Origin of the sequence: Oceanicaulis sp., assembly GCF_051859625.1 — a bacterium.
In the GTDB taxonomy this organism is placed as follows: domain Bacteria; phylum Pseudomonadota; class Alphaproteobacteria; order Caulobacterales; family Maricaulaceae; genus Oceanicaulis.
In genome coordinates this window covers 472022-492561 of sequence record NZ_JBHYFH010000002.1, presented here as the reverse complement: position 1 = coordinate 492561, position 20540 = coordinate 472022, and the positions used below count along the sequence as shown (strand labels likewise).

Here is a 20540-nt window from a genome sequence, read left to right as displayed (position 1 = left end):
ATGTCGCTCGATATTCTGATTGTTGATGATGAAGCCGATATTCGAGAGCTCATTGGCGGGCTTCTGGAAGATGAAGGCTATGAACCGCGTTATGCCGGGGATTCCGATACAGCGCTGGAAGCTGTGCGGCGACGCCAGCCGGCTCTGGCGGTGCTTGATGTCTGGCTGCAAGGCAGTCGCCTGGACGGGATCGAGCTGCTCGCTGAGATCAAGCGCGTCGCGCCCGATCTTCCAGTGGTGGTGATTTCTGGACATGGCACGATTGAAACGGCGGTCGCAGCGATTCGGAAAGGGGCTTATGATTTTATCGAAAAGCCTTTTAAATCCGATAAGTTGCTGCTGACTGTTGAGAGGGCGCTTGAGGCCAGCCGCTTGCGGCGTGAGAACGCCGAGCTGCGCGCCAAATCAGAAATCCACAATGATCTGATCGGGGATTCAGCAGCGGCGGTTCAGCTTCGACAAACTGTGGACCGGGTGGCGCCGACCAATTCGCGCGTGCTGATCTCCGGCCCGTCGGGCTCCGGCAAGGAGCTGATCGCCCGCCTCATCCATACTCAATCCACCCGGGCGGATGGCCCCTTCATTCCGGTTTCGGCGGCGATGATGGCGCCGGAGCGTGTCGAGGCTGAATTGTTCGGCGCGGAAACTGAGAGCGGCGTGGAGCGCGTCGGCTTTCTGGAACAGGCCCATGGCGGGACGCTTTTCCTTGATGAGGTCGGCGACATGCCGATCGCGACCCAGGCCAAGCTTTTGCGGATGTTGGTCGAGCAGCGCTTCCGTCGAATCGGCGGCGCACAGGATGTCCAGGTCAATGTCCGGGTCCTGTCGTCCACAGCGCGGGATCTGCAAGGCATGATCGAGCAGGGCCTGTTCCGTGAAGATCTCTATCACCGCCTCGCGGTCGTGCCGCTGGATGTGCCGTCTTTGTCGCAACGGCGCGAAGATATTCCGCTTCTCGTCAACCATTTCCTTGAGCGCCTGACGGCGATGTCGGGCCTGCCCATGCGCAAGATCGGCGAGGACGCCATGGCGGCGCTGCAGGCCCATGACTGGCCGGGCAATGTGCGTCAGTTGCGCAATAACGTCGAACGCCTGCTCATCCTCGCCACCGGGTCGCCTGATGAGCCTGTGACGCTGGATTCCCTGCCATCTGAAGTGGCGGGACGCGCGACCAGCGCGGAGACCGGTCTGGACGCCGAGCGCATGATCGCCTTGCCCTTGCGCGATGCGCGTGAGAATTTCGAGCGTGAATATCTCAAGGCGCAGATCAACCGGTTTGGCGGTAACATCTCGCGCACGGCCAATTTCATCGGCATGGAACGCTCAGCGCTCCATCGCAAGCTGAAAACCCTGGGCGTTGCGAGTTTGAACCGCAAAGGTGATGACGTCGATACAGAGGACGCCGGCTAGCCGCTGGCTGAAATCATCTCATGAAAGCTGTTGTGTGTGGGGCCGGCCGTGTGGGTTACGGCATCGCCAGAGAGCTCGCCTCCGAAGGCAACGCAGTCACCGTCGTGGATTGGTCGCGTGAGTTGATCGACAAGGTCACCACCGATCTCGATGTGCGCGGCGTGGTGGGGCATGGCTCTCACCCGGACGTTCTGGACCGCGCCGGTATCCGGGATGCGGATTTGCTTGTGGCGGTGACGTATTCTGACGAGACCAACATGGTCGCCTGTCAGGTGGCGCACTCATTGTTCAACACCCCGACGCGCATCGCGCGGGTGAGGGCGCAGAGCTATCTCGACAAACGCTGGGGCGATCTGTTTTCGATGGGCGCCTTGCCGATCGACGTGACGATTTCCCCTGAACTTGAAGTCAGCCGCTCGATCTTGCAGCGGCTCGAAACGCCGGGCGCTTTCGCGACCGCGCCTTTCGCCAATAGCCGCGTTCAGGTGCTGGGCTTGCGGGTGGACGAGCAATCGCCTGTCGCCGCCAGCACGCGTGCGCAGATGGCGGAGCTGTTCCCTGATCTCGGCTTTGATATTGTGGGCGTACAGCGCGATCAGACCCTCTTCATTCCTCAGGATGACGATCCTTTGATGCCGGGCGACAATATCTATGTCAGCCTGGCCGCCGGCCATGTGAAGCGCGCGCTGGATGTGTTCGGTCGCGCCGCGCCGCGTGCTCGCCGGGTGGTGATTGTCGGGGCGGGCAATATCGGCCTGTATGTGGCCAAGGCGCTTGAGCGCGTGGGCGGCGTGCGGGTTCGTCTGATCGAAAATGACAAGGCCCAGGCCGAACAGGCGGCGGACGCTCTGCGACGCACCGTGGTTCTGCATGGCGACGGGCTGGATCGTGACGTTCTGCGTGAAGCGGGTGTTGAAGACGCCGAGCTGGCGCTGTGTCTGACCAATGACGACAAGGTGAATCTGCTCAGCGGCGTCATGGCCAAGAAAGAGGGCGCGGCGCGTTCGCTATGCCTGGTCAACAATCAAGCGTTCCATCCCGTGCAGGAAGCTCTGGATGTGGATGTGATGATCGACCCGCGTGCGGTCACCGTCTCGACCATCTTGCAGCATATCCGGCGTGGACGGATCACGGGGCTTCAGACCATGGGCGACGGCATGGCCGAAGCGTTGGAAGGGGTCACGCTGTCCACCTCGCCTCTGGTGGGTCAAAATCTCAGCACGCTGGAGCCGCCCGAAGGCGTGGCCGTATGCGCCATGGTGCGCGGGGACCGGGTGTATTTCCGAAGGGATTCCGTGGTCATCCAGGAAAATGACCGCGTGATCTTTTTCGCGCTGAAAGCTTCCGTGCCGAAGGTGGAGCAATTGTTCCGCGTCAGCCTGGAATACTTCTAGGCTGATGAAATGGTCGCCCCGATTTTTTCGCGCTCTGGCCTGGTGCATGATCTTCATCAGCCTGGCCGCTCTGCCCTTTATCTTGTTCGCGGGACTTGAAGGGCGCGGCGACATCGCGCGGGGGTTTACCGTCACCGTGGCGACTGGCGCGTTTATCGGCGGCATCGTTCTCGCGGGGACCGGGCGGGTCAATCGCCCCGCCGGCGCAAGCGCCGCCTTGCGGCTGGCGTTTTTTGGTTGGGTTCTGGTCCCTCTGCTGGCGTCGCCGCCGCTGATCGCCGCCACAGGCTCCATGTCGTCAGGAATCTTCGAAGCCTATTCGGCTTTGACCACCACGGGCGCGATCATACAAAGCCCGGAAGAGGCGGGCGTCTCCATCACCTTGTGGCGGTGCGTTCTGGCCTGGCTGGGCGGGTTGGGAAGCCTGGTTCTGGCGGCGACCGTGTTTGCGGCGCTCGACCGCCGTGGGGTCGGCTTGCGACGGACCTATCTGCTGACGGTTGAGCATTCTGATCTGTTCACGAATTTCGGCCGCGCGCTGCGCCGGTTTGGCGCGATCTATGTCGGCGTGACCCTGGCGGGATTTGTGCTGCTGATGTTGCTCGGCACGGCGCCGTTTGACAGCCTGTGCCTGGCGTTGTCCGGCATCGCCACCGCAGGGTTGGCTCCGCAGTCAGGAGCGCTTGATGTCTGGCTGTCGCCTGTCGCTCAAGGCGTTCTCGCGCTTTTGTGCCTGATGGGCGCGTGGAACATGGCCGTGCAGTACGACCTGGCCTCGCGCCGCCGGATCAGCCGCGGGACGGGCGAATTGCGCGCCATGCTGGTGCTGGGATTTGGCGCGGCGCTTTATGCGGGCTTTACAGGCGATATCAGCCAAGCCTGGGCGTCCGGTCTCGACATGCTGTTCGCGATCACCACGACAGGCTACCAGACCGCGTCAACGCCGGTTCTGCCCCTGACCTTGCTTGTGCTGCTCGCCATGGCGGGCGGTTCCACCATCTCGACATCGGGCGGGATAAAGATGCCGCGCATTTTGCTGCTGCTGAGACGCGCCGGCGGCGAGCTGTCCAGCCTCAGCCATCCCTCTGCGGCTGTTCGCACGCGCTTTATCGGCAGGCCGGTGAGCGATTCGGCGTTGACCGGGGTCTGGGTCTATGCGCTTGCCTATCCGACGGCTTTAGGGCTCGGCGCGGTCGCTCTGGGGGTGACCGGCGCCAGTTTTCATGACAGCTGGGCGGTGTCTGCGGCGTCCCTGGTCAATGCAGGCCCCCTGGCAGGCGTTGATTATGCTACGCTTTCCCCTGTCACGCTTGCCGTTTCGGCCGCCATAATGGTGCTGGGGCGTCTTGAAGTTCTGGCGGCTGCGGCGGCGATTTACGTGATCTTCGCCCGAGACTGACTGAGGCGCTTGCGGGGCAAGCCGGTTGCAGCCGGGCGAAGGTATGTTTACCTAGCTTTAGGGGGCGCACGGACTGCGCCGGGAAATTTTGTGCGATAAGGCCAATGTCTAACGATAAGAAACAAAACCTGCAGGACGTTTTTCTCAACACCGTTCGCAAGGGCAAGACTCCGCTCACCATCTTTCTGGTCAATGGCGTGAAGCTTCAGGGTGTTGTGACCTGGTTTGACAATTTTTGCGTGCTGTTGCGCCGCGAAGGTCAGATTCAGCTTGTCTACAAGCACGCCATTTCGACCATCATGCCAAGTCAGCCTGTCCAATTGTTTGACAAGGACGAGGCCGAAGGAGACGCCGAGGATTGATCGACCGAAAGCCCGCGCCGCAAACCGCTCTCATCCTGTCTCCGCAACATCCGGGGACAGACGCCAATCGCGCTCAGGCGCGCCTGGAAGAGGCCATCGGGCTGGCGCAAGCTCTGGATCTGGTCACCGCTGAAGCGCGTATCGAGCCTTTGCGCCGCGTTGAAGCCGGCGGGTTCTTTGGCTCGGGCAAGATCGAGCAGATCGCCGAGCGTGTTGAGGAGCTTGAGGTTACGGTCGTCATTGTTGACGCCGCCTTGAGTCCAATTCAGCAACGTAACCTGGAAAAAAAGCTCAACGCGAAGGTTATCGACCGGACAGGTCTGATCCTTGAAATTTTCGGTCTGCGGGCGCAGACCCGGGAAGGCCGCTTGCAGGTCGAACTGGCGCGTCTGGCGTATGAGCGCTCGCGCCTGGTGCGGACCTGGACCCACCTTGAGCGTCAGCGCGGAGGCCGCGGCTTCCTGGCCGGTCCGGGTGAAACACAGATCGAGACCGACCGCCGCTTGCTGGCGGACAAGATGGCCAAGCTCCGTCGGGAGCTTGATGAGGTCAAACGGACCCGCAAACTGCATCGCAAAAAGCGTCTGGCCGCCCCTTGGCCGACGGTGGCGCTCGTGGGTTACACGAATGCAGGCAAATCCACTCTGTTCAATCTGCTGTCGAATGCACAGGTTCTCGCCAAGGACATGCCTTTCGCCACGCTGGATCCCACGGTGCGCGGTGTGAAACTGCCCTCCGGGCGGCGTGTGCTTATGAGCGACACGGTGGGTTTCATCACCGACCTGCCGACCGAGCTGATCGCCGCCTTCCGGGCGACTCTGGAAGAGGTGATCGAGGCGGATGTGCTAATTCATGTGCGCGACATGGCTGATCCTGACCATGAGGGGCGCAAGGCGGATGTGGAGCAGGTTCTGGCCGCCCTTGGCGCCGGCGCCGAGGCTGATCAGCATGTGATCGAGGCGTGGAACAAAGCCGACCAACTCCCTGCAGAAGATTACGAAGAGCTGGTCTGGCGCGCCAAATTGCCCAAATCACAGGATGCGCCCGTCTGCATCGTCACCTCAGCGGTGACGGGTTTGGGCATTGACGCCTTGCTCGATCAGGTCGAGCTGGCGCTTTCGGTGGATGATGTCGCGCTGCGGCTGGAGTTTGGCGCAGCCGACGCCGAAGCGCTGGCGTTCGTGCATCGCCATGGCGCGATCCTGTCAGAACACACCGATGCGAAGACCGGCCGCGTCAGCGTTCACGCCCGGTTGAGCGTGGCTGATGCGGGCCGGCTGCGACAACGGTATGGCGCGCTCAACGGCCTGGAAGCGCCTGCCGAGTAAGGCGCTTATTCGGTTGTTTTCACCTCAAGCCAAAGGGCTTCCATGGTTTCAAGGTCCGCCTCCTGGACCGAGGAGCCTTGCGCGGTGAGACGAGATTCAATGGCGCGAAAACGCCTGTCGAACTTGGTGTTGGCGCCGCGCAACGCTGTTTCCGGATCGACCTTGACCTTGCGCGCGAGATTGGCGACCGCAAAGAGTAGATCCCCGACTTCTTCTTGAATATGCTCAGGGTCCTGCTCTTCGATCGCTTCTTTGACCTCTTCGATCTCTTCATGGATCTTGTCGAACACCGAGCTCAGATCGGGCCAGTCAAACCCCACGCGAGCGGCGCGTTTTGACAGTTTTTCAGCGCGCAGCAGGGCGGGCAGGGCGGTGGGTAGATTGGCCAGGACAGAGGTGTCCGTCTTGCCGCTTGTGGCGCGCTCTTCCGCTTTCACCACTTCCCAGGCGTTGATCTGGTCCTGAGCGTCACGCGGATTCGCGCCTGCGAACACATGCGGGTGGCGACGCAGCATCTTTTCACTGATGGCGTCCGCCACGTCCTCAAACTGGAACAGGCCGGCCTCCTGGGCCATCTGGCTGTGGAACACAACTTGAAACAAGAGATCTCCGAGCTCGTCTCTCAGGTCCGTCATATCATGGCGTTCAATCGCGTCCGCGACTTCATACGCTTCTTCAATCGTATATGGCGCAATGGAGGCGAAGCTTTGCTCCACATCCCATGGACATCCGCCATCGGGATCCCGGAGCCGGTCCATGATCGCAAGCAGTCGGTCGAGCGCGCTCGTCTGGGTTGAACTGATGGCGTCCCGGTTTCGATGAGGAAAGCCGGTCTTCGTCGTCGGTGTATGGGTCATGGAGCCTGCAAGAGTCTGTTTTATCCCGGTGTTCCGAGAAGTTTGGGGAGGGAAAACGTCCGCCTGAGCGGACTGTTTTGATGGTTTAATGTTTCTTTAGTGGCGCAAACGACTCTGAGCACGTTCACTGGTTGTATTCGATACAGGTCTTTTTGTGCTTATGTCCGTCTCATTGCGAACCAGGATATTGGTCTTGGTGGTCACAGTCACCGTGTCGGTGGCCATGGTTGTCGGTTTCGCCAATTTTATCCAGGCGCGAACCATGAGCCGCACTGCGGCTGAGGCGGAATTGTATGCTGAGGCTAGGGCGATTTCTGCGCACCTGGAAAGCGCATTTCAAGTTGCGAATGACCACGCTTTCATCCTCAGAAATACGCCCCCGATTGATGGTATGATCCGGGCGGAGGCGAATGGCGGCGTCGATCCATATGACGGCAGTTTGTTTGAGACTTGGCGTGAACGGCTCGAAGCGATTTTCACGTCACACCTTCAGGTTCAGAGCGAGTACACCCAGTTGCGGCTGATCGGACTGGCGGACCAGGGGCGTGAAATTGTCCGTGTGGATCGAATGAATGGTGAGATCCGCGTTGTGCCCCGGCCGGAACTTCAGCGCAAAAGCGACGAGTTCTATTTCCAAGCCGGCCTCTCAACGGGGCCGTCCTCGACCTATACCTCTCCCATAACTGTTAATAGAGAGCAGGGGGTTCCAGCGCCTGATCAGGTGCCGACTGTCCGCACGGTGCTGCCAGTCTTCACATCAGATGATCAACTGTATGGAATGCTGGTGATCAATGCCGACATACGCGTCGTTCTTGAGAATGCGCTGTCGGCCGCATCGCCCACCTATGACGTCTACATCTCAGATACATATAACAATTACATCCATTACAGCCCAACAGATGGAATCACCCATTCAGAGTTTTCTTTCCAAGAGAGGTTTGATCCGCCTGAGATACTCAGTCGGGACGGCGATAACCTCTTTGATGCGGATGAGATCACATACGCTTCATACAGATTCCATACAGGGCAAAATGGTGAAGGGATCGATTTCCGTGTCCTGGTCGGCGAACCCACGCATGAACTGATGAGCGGGGCGTACGCCATTCGCAAACAATCCATTTTGCTTGCTGTCAGCCTGGTCGTGCTGACCGCGATCGGGTCTTTGTTGTTTGTCACCAGTCTGACGCGTCCCTTGGGGGAGCTGACTGAAGCGGTTCGCAGTTACGGCCAGAACCGCACCCCGATTGATCTGGATGTCAGCGATAATGATGAAATCGGTGAACTCGGGCGTGCTTTTTGCGACATGATCCGGACGTTGGAAGAGAACGAGCTGACCGCCAACACATTTGAAAACATCATAGACGGCCTGATCCTGATCACCCCGGATGGCGCCATTCAGGCGATGAACCCCGCCGCAAGCTTCATGTTCGGATATGCCGAAAACGAGCTGGTCGGGCAGGATATTTCGGTGCTGCTTCCGGATGGTGCGCGTCTGGAACGTGACGGCGCTTTCAAACAGATTCCCTGCTTCATAGACCATCACCTTGTGGGGGAGACGTTTGAGGCTGTCGCCAAACAGAAAAACTCCACCCCCCTGCATGTGGAGCTGACGCTCAGCGAAGTGCAGAGGCCTGACACATTGCTGTTCAGTCTGCTGATGCGCGATATTAGCGCGCGAAAGCAGATGGAGGTGATGAAGGATGAGTTTGTTTCAACTGTGAACCATGAGCTCAGAACGCCTCTGACATCCATGCTCGGCTCCCTGAGCTTGCTGAAGAAGCAGCTCGAAACAAAGCTCAATGATGATGACAAAGCCTCGATGCTGTTAAGCATGGCGCAGCGCAGCTGCGATCGCCTGACTCTTCTGGTCAACGATATCCTGGATCTGGAGAAGATCGCCGCGGGGAAACTTGAATACCGCATGCAGATCATCCCTTGCGATGACCTGGTTCAGGATGTGGTTGAAAGCCATCGCATGCTTGGTGAAGAGCATGGCGTGACGTTCAAACTGGATTTGCAGGCGGATGACCCGCCGGTGCGCCTTGACGTTTCGCGCTTCAACCAGGCGCTTGTGAACCTTTTGTCGAACGCGGCGAAATACTCGCCGAATGGCGAGGTGGTCACAGTTTCGACACGAAAACTTTCGGATGAGAGAATTCGTGTCTCGGTCTCCGATAATGGTCCGGGCATTCCGGAAGATTTTCAGGCTCGCCTGTTTGAGCGGTTCTCCCAAGCCGATAGCTCCACCACTCGGCGTGTGGGCGGAAATGGGTTGGGGCTGAACATCACCAAAACCCTCATTGAGGCGTTTGATGGCGAGGTCAGTTACGACACGACCGTCGGAGTGGGGACCGTCTTCCACATCACATTGCCGATTGCATCTCCGGCGCGCGCACCCGTCTCAGACGCGATGGATGAGGATTTCGCAAAGCTCTATCAGGGCATTGGCTAAGGCATACAGATCATGGTCGAGCTTGAACGGATTTGTTGCGTCGAAGACGATCTCGATATCCGCACGATACTTGAGCTCTCATTGAGCGATATTGGCGGGTATCAGGTTCAATTGTTCGAGGATGGCCCCAGTGCGCTGGCGGGGCTGCCGGACACTCATCCCCAGATGATCATGCTGGATATGATGATGCCTGGCATGAACGGACTTGAGGTGCTCAGCGCATTGCGTCAAAGCGAGCAATTCTCGAAAACGCCGGTCGTGTTCATGACGGCCAAGGCGCAATCGCATGAGCTCGACACCTATATCAGAGCCGGAGCACAATCTGTCATCGTCAAGCCCTTTGATCCCATGACCTTACCCGAACAGGTGAGGGAGATATGGTCTCAGCTTGAGGCGGCGAAGCTCTAATGCGATCGTTGGTTTTGTTGCACGACACGGGAAATCGCGCGGGTGACCACTGAGCGATTAAACGGTTTGACCAGCACATGGTCGACGCCATTACGAATAACGGTATGGATCTTTTCAGCGTTATTCTCAGAGGTCAGAAAAATCACCGGCGTCTGCACCTTCAAGGGCGTTGCGCCTGAGCGGACCTGCCGCAGCAAAGACAAGCCGTCCACCGGTTTCATATGCCAGTCCGATATCACGATTGTCGGCGTGAAGCTGCGCATGACTTCCAGAGCTTCCTGACCCGAGTTCGCCATCCGGATTTCGCCAACGCCCATATCGGACAGCAACTCACGAACCAGATTGCGGACCGATATATCGTCTTCGACGAATAAGATATGCTGGGCTTTCAATAACTGCTTCAGGGCCGCTGCATCAGCGTCCCCCAAGGTCTGACGGGCCGGATTTTCAAAACTCTGCACAAGTTTGGAGTGTTCAGGGTCAACACTGCGGCGCAGTTTGGCGATCCTGGACAGGTCCAGGTAAATACGCTCCATCAATTTGGGGGTGACGTCTTCTTTGGAGTCCAGAAGGCGTTGCGTGTCTTGCTCGAGCTTGAAGAATTCAGCGCCGATCCGTGGAAAGCCCATGCAATAGCTTGCACCTTTCAGCCGGTGACTTTCTTCGTGTAGCTTTTTCAAGTTGCGCTTGAGTTGGAATTGGGACGCTTTGTCATCCCCGATAATACGAGTCAGGCTGACCAGCTGATCTGGAAATCTTGTGCAGAACTGCTCAACAACGCGTCTTGGATTGGCGTTCGGCATACGTATCTCCAACTTGAATGTGGATAGCGTATGCGAGTGTTGTATTTGAAACGTTACACAAGGTGTTTGCTCAGCTCATCAAGGCGCGCGCCAGCACGCCATGAAGCCGTTGTGCATCAAAAGGCTTGAGCAGGTAGCCGTCAGGTCGGTAGAGCCCGGCGCGTTCAATGGCTTGCTTGGAAGAGGGGACCGTCATGAAAATGAACGGGGTCTCTTTTGACGGGCGCAATCCGCCAGATCTCAGTTTTCTCAAGAGATCCAGCCCGGTATCGCCTTCGAGCTGCCAATCACAGATAATGGCGTCAACGGGGTTCTGTGACAGGTAGTCTGCGGCGTCTCTGGCGCATGTTTCGCAGGCGATGGCGGCGTAGCCTTCCTCTTTGAGGAACATTTCTGCGAGGCCATGCAGGGCTACGTCATCATCAACAAACAGGATGCTTTTATGGTCTTCGCGATCCACGAGCGGGGTATGGCTGGTCTCAACGGGATGCGGCTCATAGCCAAGGCTCTCAAGCAAGCTGGCTTGTTGCACCATGTCGGCGATCATGCCGGGCAGGCGGGTTCGCGTCAGACTGGGGAGCGTGCTGCTGTAGTCAGACATCTGGCTGAGCGCGACGTCTTCGATCAGCTCGAAATTGCGCGCCATGGCTGGAAAGCCAAACGAGCCATAAGATCCCAGAAGGCGATGAGACACCTGGGCGATCTCATTGAGAAGTTCGCGCGACGTTTCAGCATCGTCAGCGCTTTCTAGTCGTTCGTGGAGCGCCAGAATGTCTTCGTGCGCGCGACTGAGAAAGGTGCGGCGCAATTCTGAGAGTTGAGTGGCGGACGACATGTGCATCTCCAGACCCCAAGAAATCTTGATGTGAGCTTGATGGGGATCTGCGAACATCAAGATAATGATCCTGATTAACGCAGGGTTTTGCACGCGGTCGAATGTGGCCGCCGGCACAGGCTGATCAGAATGCTTTGCTTGATCTTCAGCATCACAGAACGCGGTCGGGCAATCTCAAGAGAGACCCAATGGGCGAACAAACGATGCGGTTGCCATATCTAGAAGGGTGCGAGCGCATCCTCAAGAATGGCGGTGAGCCGGGCCTTGAGCATGTCTGACTCTTCGTCCGACAGGCCGTAGGGGCCCATGATGGTGCGACTGATGGCGAGCCCCATCAGAACGCTGCCGAACAAGCGTGCTCTGAGATCGCAATGATCGCCTTCCAGAAGGCAGGCGACAGGCTTGTGAAAGCGGCTTTCGATGGAATCGCGAACCGATGACGCGGCGTTGCTCGACCCGGCCGAGTTCAGCATGATCAGCAGATCAATCAGTTTGTCGTCGTCCTGAGGTCCGTCCGTGAGCATCTCGGCGGCGCGCGGCGCCATGCCTGAACGACCGTCTTCAAGAAAATCCGGGCGCGTTCGTCCGTTTTCAAGCGCTTCAAGGAACAGGCCTTCCTTGCAGCCGAAATAGCGCCCGATCAAGGCTGAATCGACGCCTGCCTCGGAGGCGATGTCCCGGATTCCGACGTTATCGTAACTGTCGTGGGCGAAAAGACGGCGCGCCGCTTCCAGGATTTTGGCTTCGGTGGCGTTGCGATTCTTAGAGATTGGGCCGCAGTTCAATAGACATCCTTCCTGAGACTGATTCTCATGTCATCAGCTGTTGACATTCTGTGTGCGCTGCACAATATGTCATCAACTGATGACAAAAGCAAAAAGACGTATAGACGCACTAACGGAAGGTCCTCCCCATGTCATTTCGTTTTGTCCTGACCGGCGCCGCTTTAGCGGCGTTGTTTCTTGTATCCGCGTGCGGTCAAGCGCCCGCTGAAGAGAGTCATGCCCAACCCGCGCCTGTGGTTCAGACAGCCGCTCCGCTGAGCCTTGAAATCGCGGACTGGGATGAATTCACCGGCCGCTTTGAATCGCCTCAACAGGTCACCATCCGGGCCCGCGTCAGCGGCTATCTGGAGGAGGTCCATGTGGTGGACGGCGCCTTGGTGGAAGAGGGGGATCTGCTGTTCACCCTTGATCAGCGTCCCTATCAGGCCGCGGCGAACGCCGCTCGCGGCCGTGCGCAGCAGGCGCGCGCCACCCGTGATCAGGCGCAAGCCGATTTGAACCGCGCCCAGCGCTTGCGCGAAGCGGACGCCATTTCAGAAGAAGAGCTTGAGCAGGCCCGCACCGCGTCCGCCACCGCGCAGGCCGCGTATGCAGCCGCACAAGCAGACGCCCAGTCCGCAGCGCTGGAGCTCGAGTACACCGAGATTCGCGCGCCCATAACGGGACGTCTGTCCCAACGGACTGTGGACCCAGGCGATCTGGTTTCTGCTGCGGGAGATCCCATGATCACCGTGGTGCAGACTGACCCCCTGCAATTCCCGTTCTACGCCTCTGAAGCTATTTTCCTGCGCTATCAGCGCGAAGAGGGCGCAGGGCTGGGCGCGCCGGTTCAGGTGCGCTTGCAGGACGAGGTCGAGTTCACGCATGACGGCGAGCTGAACTTCATCAATAACGCTGTCGAGGCCGGCACCGGCTCGATTTTGATGCGCGCCGAGTTCGCCAACGAGGACGGCCTGATCCGTCCGGGCATGCTGGGCACGATCCGGGTGCGCGGTTCTGCGCCGTATCAGGCGCAGCTCGTGCCGAAGACCGTCATCTTCTCTGACGCCACACGGCGATATGTCTTTGTGCTGGGTGAGGGCGATACCGCCACCGTGCAAATGGTGACGCTGGGACCGGTCATCGACAATCTGCAGGTGGTCCATGGTCTGCCGGCGGATGCGCCGGTGCTGGTCAGCGGACTTCAGAACCTGCGACCGGGAACCCAGGTCCAGGTGCGTCCAGGCGGTGAAATCGTCCATCAGCCCAATGATGAGCAGGCTGGCGCAACCCTTCAAACCCGGCCGGCGGGGAGTGCGCGCATCGCTCAATAGAGCGCGCCCCCTGTCACGCCCCATTCCCCTTTAAGTCTGGAAAGACCGCACATGCGCCTTTCACATTTCTTCATTGAGCGGCCGATCTTCTCAGCTGTGATCGCGGTGTTCATCACCCTGATCGGCCTGTTCGCGTATCCGTCGCTGCCCTTGTCGCAATATCCTGAAATTGCGCCGCCGACCATCGAGGTCCAGGCGAGCTATCCCGGCGCAACCGCCGAGGATCTCGCCGAACAAGTCGCCGCTCCGCTTGAGCAAGAGATCAATGGCGTCGAGGACATGCTCTACATGACCTCCTCGGCGACCGCTTCCGGACAGGTCGGCATAACGGTCACGTTCCAGCCCGGCACTGATCTGGATACCGCCCAGGTGCTGGTCCAGAACCGGGTCAACCGCGCCGAACCGCGCTTGCCTGAGCAAGTCCGTTTGCGCGGCGTGCAGGTGAACCAGCAATCACAGGGCTTCCTGTTGATCGCCGCCTTGATCTCACCCGGTGACGCCCTCGACAAGACCTTCCTGGGCAACTACGCCAACACGACGCTTCGGGACCGCCTCTTGCGCCTTGAAGGCGTCTCCAACGTGCAGATCTTTGGCGGCGGCAACTACGCCATGCGCGTCTGGATCGATCCCGAACGCGCCGGCGCTCATGACATGACTGCAGGCGATGTGGTGGCGGCGCTTCAAGCGCAGAACATCCAGGCGGCGGGCGGCTCGCTGGGTCAGCCTCCGTTTGACCAGAACAATCCGGCCGAATTCCAGCAAGCGATCTCCGTTCAGGGCCGTCTGATGAGCACCGAAGAGTTCGGCGATGTCATCGTCAAGCGCGGCGAAAACGGCCAACTGACCCATCTGCGGGATGTGGCGCGGATCGAGCTGGCCGAGGAAGACTATTCCATCAATGCCTATTTCGCTGGCGATCCTGGTGTGGCCATGGCGATTATCCAGCAGCCAGGCGCGAACGCGCTCGACGCCGCCAATGCGGCGCTCGAGGTTCTGGAAGAGGCCTCCGCCGACTTCCCCGACGGCATGGCGTACTACATTCCCTACAATCCGACCGAGTTCGTCCAGGCGTCGGTGTCGGCGGTGCAACGCACCCTGATCGAAGCGGTGTTCCTGGTCGTGCTGGTCATCGTGATCTTCTTGCAGAACTGGCGTGCTGCGATCATTCCGATCGTGGCGATCCCGGTGTCCATCATCGGCGTGTTTGCGGTCCAGCTGGCGCTCGGATTCTCGATCAACTCCCTGTCTCTGTTCGCCCTGGTGCTCGCCGTGGGCATCGTGGTCGATGACGCCATCATCGTGGTGGAGAACGTCGAACGCCTGATGCGTGAAGGCATGTCGCCCCAAAAGGCGGCCCACCAGTCCATGAAGGAGGTCAGCGGCGCGCTGATCGCCATGACTCTGGTGCTGGTCTCGGTGTTCGTGCCGACCGCGCTGGTGCCGGGCATTCCGGGCATTTTCTATCGCCAGTTCGCGGTGGCGGTGGCGACGTCTGCGATTATCTCGCTGATCATTTCGCTCACTCTGTCTCCCGCATTGTCCGCCCTGATCCTCAAGCCTCACAATGATGATGATCATGGACCGGGTTGGCTGGCGCCGCTGCGCTTCGCCGCAAACAAGTTCAATTCCGGCTTTGACTGGCTTTCAGACCGCTATGGCCGTCTGACCGGGCGTCTGGTGCGCCTCGTCACGATCATGCTGATTGCTTATGCGGGCCTTCTGGCCATGACGGGCTGGCGCCTGATGGAAACCCCGACCGGGTTTATTCCCGACCAGGATCAGGGCTTTCTGATCGGCGTCGTCCAGCTGCCGCCGGGCGCGTCTCTGGACCGCACCGATACGGTGATGCAGGCGGCTCAGGACGTGCTTCTGAGCACGGACGGGGTCAGCACGACCGCCGCGTTTGTGGGCCTTGACGGCGCCAGCTTCTCTACGGCGTCCAACGCGGGCACCATCTTCATCCGGCTCGATGATTTCGCCGAGCGCGAACACCATCCGGGCATGTCGGCCGTCCAGCTCAGCCAGCAACTGACGGGCGCCATCAACATGGCGATTCCCGAAGGCGGCGCCTTCATCATCGCGCCTCCGGCTGTCCAGGGCCTGGGCAATGGCGGCGGTTTCAAGATGATGATTCAGGCGCGGGATGGCCAAAGCTATGCCGAGCTTCAGAACGCTGCGTTCGCCATGATGGGGGCAGCCCAGGAGAACCCGAACGTTACGCAAGTTTACTCCACCTTCAACACCAACGCCCCGCGCATTGATGTGAGTGTGGATCGGGAGCTGGCCTTCCAGCTCGGCGTGCAGCCGGCCGATGTCTACGAGACCCTGGGCGCTTACATGGGTTCGACCTATGTGAATGATTTCAACTTCGTGGGGCGGACCTTCCGGGTTCTGGCGCAGGCTGACGCGGAATTCCGTGATGACGTTTCTGATCTGGCGCAATTGCGAGTCCGGTCAGCCTCGGGCGGCATGGTGCCGATTTCCACAATCGCCCAGATCCAGGAAAACTCCGGCCCGATCCGGGTGGTGCGTCACAATCTGTTCCCGAGCATCGAGCTGCAAGGCGAGGCGGCGCCGGGCGTTTCCTCCGGTCAGGCGCTCGCTTCCATGGAGCAACTGGCCGCCCAGGTCCTGCCAGATGGCGTCAGCTATGAATGGACCGAACTGGCGTACCAGCAAAAGGCTGCGGGGAATTCCGGCCTGATGATCTTTGGTCTGGCTGTGGTGTTTGTGTTCCTTGTCCTGGCCGCGCAGTATGAAGCGTTCACTTTGCCATGGGCGGTGATCTTCATCGTGCCCATGTGCGTCCTGGCGGCCATGATTGGCGTCAATCTGGCGGGGTTGGACAACAATATCCTGACCCAGGTCGGCCTTGTGGTGCTGATCGCGCTGGCGGCCAAGAACGCCATTCTTCTGGTGGAGTTCGCCAAACAGGCCGAGGAACGCGATCAGCATGGCCCGCAAGAGGCGGCTGTGGCGGGGGCGAGGGTGCGCCTGCGCCCGATCCTGATGACCAGTTTCGCGTTCATTTTCGGCGTGACCCCTCTGGCGTTCGCGCACGGGGCTGGCGCTGAAATGCGTGAAGCCCTGGGGATCGCAGTGTTCTCGGGCATGATCGGTGTCACCGTGTTCGGCCTTCTGTTCACGCCGGTTTTCTACGTGGTGGGACGCTGGCTGTCTGCGCTTCTTCCCCAGGGACCAAGCGGGAGCACGAACCCCGATGACTGGCTTTCTGACGAGACGCCCGGCGCGACGACCGCCGAGCAAGAAGGAGGTCGTTCATGACCTTTAAGTCCTTGATCCTGATGATGGTGAGCGCGGCCGCTTTAACCGGTTGCGCCACGATCCCTGAGCTTTCCGACAGCACGCTGGACGGACGCCTGGACGGCGCTCTGGTGTCGGCGGCGGATCAGCAATTCACGCAAGGCGAACCGGATGCGTTGTGGTGGCGGCTTTATGACAGCCCCGAACTCGACGGGCTGATCACTGATGCGCTTGAGAACAACAATACGCTCGCTCAATCCGTGGCCTCACTCGATCAGGTCCGGGCAAGCCTTGGCGAAGCCCGCTCCGCCCGCTTGCCGTCCACAGAAGTGTCGGCGCAGGGCGGATACGCCCGCCAGCCCGCCAGTCAGGGCGGGTATGATGGCGAGCAGTACAGCGCCGGATTTTCAACCAGCTGGCAGATTGATCTGTTCGGTCGGGTTCGCAACGCGATCCGGGCGGCGCGCCAGGACGTCGTCGCTGCAGAAGCGGCGCGCGACGCCGCCGCCATTCTGGTGGCCGGTGAAACGGCGCGCGCCTGGGCGGATTACTGCGCCGGTACGCGACTTGTCACCGTGGGCGAGAGCAATGTGGCGCTGGCCGAGCAGTCGCTGGACCTGACCGAGCGCCTGTATGATGCGGGACGCGGTCTGCGTCTGGATGTGGTTCAGGCCCAGAGCCGGCTTGAAACCAGTCGCGCCGAATTGCCGTCCTTGCGGGCGTCACGCGATTCCGCCGTGTTCCGTCTGGCGACCCTGACCGGGCGAACGCCGTCTGAAATGCGCTCTGATATTCCTGCGTGCAAGGCGGCTCCGCGCGTGAATGGACCGATTTCTGTGGGGGATATGTCCGGCCTTCTGGCCCGTCGCCCTGACGTGCGGGAAGCCGAGGCTCGCCTTCAGGCGGCTGCGGCGCGGGTCGGCGTGTCTGTGGCGCAGCTATATCCGTCGGTTTCGCTGGGCGGGTCGATCACCAGTTCCGCCCTTGATATCGCAGACCTGGGCGACGAAGACAGCCTGACGGTGTCGCTGGGTCCGATCCTGTCCTGGAGCTTCCCCAACCAGACCGCAGCACGGGCGCGCATGCGTCAGGCGGAAGCGCGGGCGCAGATTGCTCTGGCCGGGTTTGACCAGGCCATTCTCGAGGCGCTGCAGGAAACCGAGACGGCCTTGACGGTTTACGCCGCTGAACGCCAGCGCCGACAGTCGCTGCAAGTGGCTCGGGATGCAGCGGCGGAGGCCGCGCGGCTTGCCCGCATCCGCTACCAGGCGGGGTCTGAAAGCTATATTGCGGTTCTGGACGCCGAACGCACGCTCGCCAATGCGGAAACCGCGCTCGCCAATTCCGATGCGGCGGCGGCGAGTTCTGAAGTGGATGTCTTCATGGCTCTGGGCGGCCGCTGGTCCGGGGCAGGTGAGATTTAGTCGCTAACGCCTCAACATCAGGCTGAAGGTCGTGCCCGACGCTTTATCCGGGCGCGGCCTTCACTCTTCAGATCTTACTTGTGCGACTGCTGCCACGCAGTCCTTTCATCGCTCGTTCGGGTCCAATCCGAACTCTTCAAACACTACGGGCAATCTGTGTCATCGCCCCACTTTCAGGTGCGCGTGCGTTTCGCCGTGCTTAGGAGTGCCGTCGCCGAAGCCGAAAAACAACTCAAACACACAGCGAACTCTGCCGTCGCGTGCTTGGGAAATAGCGACTTTGCGGAGTTGGGAAACAGGGTCAAAATCAGAACAAAGCGTTGAGGATTAAGACCATGGCCGGACTGCTGGAGCACGGAAGTCTCAAATTTATTGATTTGCTCAGTGATGAGGCCAGAACTGCGTTGGAGGCGGTTGAGCGACGTCACACGTATGAAGATGGCCGGACCATCTATTCAGCTGGCGACGATGACCAACGCTTGATGATTGTCCGCTCGGGCGCCGTGAAAATGGGACGCATCAGCCCTGAAGGGCTTGAGACGATCATGGCGGTGTTCGGGGAGGGGCATTTCATCGGGTTGATGAGCGTGATGGTGGGTCGCAAACGCGAGCAAAACGCCGTGGCGGTCGGAGAGACGGTCATCGGGCATGTCCAGCATTCTGATTTTATTGCTCTTCTGGACGTCTATCCTGAAATCGCCCGCGCGGCCTTGCCCGCAACCCTGAGCCGTTTGAAAGCGGCCTTGAACATGGTCGATGATCTTCGGCGGCTGCCATTGGCCGCCTATACGGCTGTGTTCCTGCAAACCATGCTCGAAACCTCCGAGAACCCAGGGGTCATCCATTGGAGCCAGTCTGATCTGGCCGTCGCCGTCGGCGCGTCTCGGGTGTCTATCGGCAAGGCCCTCAAACAACTTGAGGGCGAAGGTCTTATTGTTCTGAAGTATGGCGCGATTAAAGTGGTGGACGCTCAAGCCCTGTCCGCGTGGATTGACGCGGCCAGGGCTGAGCACCTGTCGTCCTGACCCTCAGTCTTTATGGACGATCAACAGGCTCCAGAGGCGGCAAGGCGAGTTCGCCGTCATACAGGGATTGCGTCGTTTCCGGTTTCGGTGAGTAAATCCGAAATGTCACGCGGTATGGTCGCCCTTCAGGTGACGGCAGCCAGTTGGAGTCGAACTCTCCGCCTGGCGCTTCTGGCTGGATGTACAAATCCAGAGAACCATCATCATTGTACTGCAGATTATGCCGACTGCCGATCGAGTAGCGATCAATCGGATTATCGACCAACAGGAATGACTCGCCGTCGTACATGGTCACCGACCAGAACCCGAGTTCATTGATCCCCGGCAGATCCTCGGGCTCGAAATGCATGCGATACCGTTCGCTCCCATCGAGCGGCGCGTTCTCTGAATCAAAGTAGGTGTAAAAATAGATCGCTTCCTCAGGATCATTGCCCAGAAGCCCGACGAGTGAGATTGCTGCGCGAGCCGCATAATCAAACACGATGTCATCAGCGTAGCGTGCTGTGTCCCAGCCGGTCGGATAACGCTGGCCGCGATTTCGCCGCAGATACTCCATGACAGCAGGGCCGTCTTCTATGGCCCTCAGGATGCCGGCTCGCGTATCGGGATCCAACGTCTCGGGATCGAAGGCTTGACCCGGTTCCAGCCCCAAACGCCAGAGCGTGGCGTTCATCGCCGCATGTTGCGGCGGCGGCGGGTTTTCCGCCAGCAGAACCGCCATTTGCTGGAAATGAGCGAACGGACCCTCAAAGCTTTCACGCTCAAGCGGCGCCGGGATGGCGGGCTCGATATCGGTCGGGCCGTTGTCCCAGGCCGACAAAGGCGTCAGGGACATCTGCGCCTGGTAACCGCGAACGGTGGCCAGATCCGCTTCGTTCCGGCGGACCGCCAGGCGAATGGCGAGGGCGCCGGAGGGCGTATCGATCTCAACTCTCTCAACGCCTTCAGGCAGATCCCCTTCCCAGTTCGGCCCTACGAAAGCCAGCTGCACCGCGTCGCCGCCATTAATGCGCGGCGAATAGTGATAGGTCTGGTTTTCCATATAGGCGTTGACCGATTGCACGACGGCGTAACGGTCCTTGATGGCGGGCATGTCCAGAATGATCGGCTCAGCCCGCAAGTCGAGTGAGACCCCGGTGTAAACCGTGTCGTTATTGGGGCTGTAGGGCATGTCGCTGTTGGCGTTGGCCAACCAGTTCATATGGCCCAGCCGGTTGATCGGTGCGATCGGACCGCGCGTTTGGGCTTCGGTCAGGTTTTCGCGGCGCAGGCGTTCACGCTCCCAGATGAAGAGCGGGTAGCTGTACAGATATGCTTGTATCGCGAGGCTGTAGGCCAGCGCTTCACGGCCTTCTGCATCCACTTCACTGGTCACCACGGTTTGTGGAGCCGTTTGAGCGAGGCTGGCGGTCGGGGTAAGGCTCAGGCCGATAATCGAGGCGGCGGTGAGCAGGGCATGTTTCATCATAACAGTTCGAGCC

The 20540-nt window shown here is 59.8% G+C and carries 16 protein-coding genes; 11 read left to right on the top strand and 5 right to left on the bottom strand.

Annotated elements, in window-relative coordinates; genetic code table 11:
• From ntrX to hflX, 5 genes are all read left to right on the top strand, one after another.
• Positions 1-1410, top strand: a complete 1410-nt coding sequence (gene ntrX / locus ACTIGF_RS11940; RefSeq protein WP_439637100.1) for a nitrogen assimilation response regulator NtrX — start codon at positions 1-3, stop codon at positions 1408-1410.
• Positions 1411-1430: 20 nt separating this feature from the next.
• Positions 1431-2804, top strand: a complete 1374-nt coding sequence (trkA, locus tag ACTIGF_RS11935; RefSeq protein WP_439637099.1) for a Trk system potassium transporter TrkA — start codon at positions 1431-1433, stop codon at positions 2802-2804.
• A gap of 46 nt (positions 2805-2850) precedes the next feature.
• Entirely contained in the window at positions 2851-4203 is a 1353-nt protein-coding gene (locus ACTIGF_RS11930) for a potassium transporter TrkG (protein ID WP_439637098.1), read from the top strand.
• Positions 4204-4307: 104 nt separating this feature from the next.
• The gene (gene hfq / locus ACTIGF_RS11925) at positions 4308-4565 is read left to right on the top strand and encodes an RNA chaperone Hfq (protein WP_009800894.1); all 258 of its coding nucleotides are present in this window, start codon (positions 4308-4310) and stop codon (positions 4563-4565) included.
• Positions 4562-5893, top strand: coding sequence for a GTPase HflX (gene hflX, locus ACTIGF_RS11920; RefSeq protein ID WP_439637097.1), 1332 nt, complete (start codon positions 4562-4564; stop codon positions 5891-5893). Before hfq ends, hflX begins: the two co-directional genes overlap by 4 nt.
• A 5-nt stretch (positions 5894-5898) precedes the next feature.
• Here hflX and mazG read toward each other — a convergent pair whose 3' ends face one another.
• Positions 5899-6750, bottom strand: coding sequence for a nucleoside triphosphate pyrophosphohydrolase (gene mazG, locus ACTIGF_RS11915; RefSeq protein WP_439637096.1), 852 nt, complete (start codon positions 6748-6750; stop codon positions 5899-5901).
• A gap of 211 nt (positions 6751-6961) precedes the next feature.
• On the opposite strand from mazG, the gene ACTIGF_RS11910 reads away from it, so the two are divergent.
• The gene (locus ACTIGF_RS11910; protein ID WP_439637095.1) at positions 6962-9202 is read left to right on the top strand and encodes an ATP-binding protein; all 2241 of its coding nucleotides are present in this window, start codon (positions 6962-6964) and stop codon (positions 9200-9202) included.
• Positions 9203-9214: 12 nt separating this feature from the next.
• The gene (locus ACTIGF_RS11905; RefSeq protein WP_439637094.1) at positions 9215-9610 is read left to right on the top strand and encodes a response regulator; all 396 of its coding nucleotides are present in this window, start codon (positions 9215-9217) and stop codon (positions 9608-9610) included.
• Here ACTIGF_RS11905 and ACTIGF_RS11900 read toward each other — a convergent pair.
• The 3 genes from ACTIGF_RS11900 to ACTIGF_RS11890 form a co-directional block, all read right to left on the bottom strand.
• A complete protein-coding gene (locus ACTIGF_RS11900) occupies positions 9607-10413 on the bottom strand; it encodes a response regulator (protein ID WP_439637093.1) in 807 nt (268 codons plus the stop codon). The two genes, ACTIGF_RS11905 and ACTIGF_RS11900, sit on opposite strands and share 4 nt — an antisense overlap.
• A gap of 70 nt (positions 10414-10483) precedes the next feature.
• Positions 10484-11248: a response regulator gene (locus ACTIGF_RS11895; protein WP_439637092.1), complete on the bottom strand. Its 765-nt coding sequence runs from the start codon at positions 11246-11248 to the stop codon at positions 10484-10486.
• Positions 11249-11466: 218 nt separating this feature from the next.
• Complete coding sequence (locus tag ACTIGF_RS11890) at positions 11467-12033, bottom strand: TetR family transcriptional regulator (RefSeq protein ID WP_439637091.1); 567 nt, start codon at positions 12031-12033, stop codon at positions 11467-11469.
• A gap of 128 nt (positions 12034-12161) precedes the next feature.
• Between ACTIGF_RS11890 and ACTIGF_RS11885 the strand changes: the two genes are divergently transcribed.
• The 4 genes from ACTIGF_RS11885 to ACTIGF_RS11870 all read left to right on the top strand — a co-directional run bounded on the left by ACTIGF_RS11885 (position 12162) and on the right by ACTIGF_RS11870 (position 19059).
• The gene (locus ACTIGF_RS11885; protein WP_439637090.1) at positions 12162-13346 is read left to right on the top strand and encodes an efflux RND transporter periplasmic adaptor subunit; all 1185 of its coding nucleotides are present in this window, start codon (positions 12162-12164) and stop codon (positions 13344-13346) included.
• A 51-nt stretch (positions 13347-13397) separates the two neighbouring features.
• Positions 13398-16631: an efflux RND transporter permease subunit gene (locus ACTIGF_RS11880; protein ID WP_439637089.1), complete on the top strand. Its 3234-nt coding sequence runs from the start codon at positions 13398-13400 to the stop codon at positions 16629-16631.
• Positions 16628-18034, top strand: a complete 1407-nt coding sequence (locus ACTIGF_RS11875; protein WP_439637088.1) for an efflux transporter outer membrane subunit — start codon at positions 16628-16630, stop codon at positions 18032-18034. Before ACTIGF_RS11880 ends, ACTIGF_RS11875 begins: the two co-directional genes overlap by 4 nt.
• 335 nt (positions 18035-18369) lie before the next feature.
• On the top strand, positions 18370-19059 hold the full coding sequence (locus ACTIGF_RS11870; protein ID WP_439637087.1) for a Crp/Fnr family transcriptional regulator: 690 nt from the start codon (positions 18370-18372) through the stop codon (positions 19057-19059).
• 10 nt (positions 19060-19069) lie between these two features.
• Here ACTIGF_RS11870 and ACTIGF_RS11865 read toward each other — a convergent pair whose 3' ends face one another.
• Complete coding sequence (locus ACTIGF_RS11865; RefSeq protein WP_439637086.1) at positions 19070-20527, bottom strand: DUF1254 domain-containing protein; 1458 nt, start codon at positions 20525-20527, stop codon at positions 19070-19072.
• Positions 20528-20540 lie beyond the last annotated feature (13 nt).